The sequence below is a fragment of the Mesorhizobium sp. M8A.F.Ca.ET.202.01.1.1 genome (assembly GCF_004791595.1).
GTDB lineage: Bacteria > Pseudomonadota > Alphaproteobacteria > Rhizobiales > Rhizobiaceae > Mesorhizobium.
In genome coordinates, this window is sequence record NZ_SRUN01000214.1 from 1 (window position 1) to 310 (window position 310).

Annotated in this window: 1 pseudogene; it reads left to right on the forward strand. The window is 66.1% G+C overall.

Annotated elements, in window-relative coordinates:
• Window positions 1-310, forward strand: a pseudogene (locus tag EN845_RS34545) (EamA/RhaT family transporter); the annotation flags it as partial.

Below are 310 nucleotides of genomic sequence, written 5' to 3' on the forward strand. Positions count from 1 at the left end.
CGATCCTGGTCGGCTTCTGCGGCGTGCTGATCATCCTGAAGCCCTCGTCGGCGGCGTTCTCGCTGTCGTCGACCTATGCCCTGATCGGCAGCATCGCTTTCGGCTTCGCCATCATCCTCGGCCGTCGTTTGCGTGGAACGAGCGACACGACGCTTGTCACCTGGCAGACCATCGGCACGCTGATCGTCGGCGGCGCGCTCACCATCGGCGCCTGGCGTACGCCGTCCGCGCTCGATTTCGGCGCCATGCTTTTGCTCGGCGTCGTCTCCTGCGCCGCCCACCTGATGATCACCCGGGCGTTGAAGCTGGC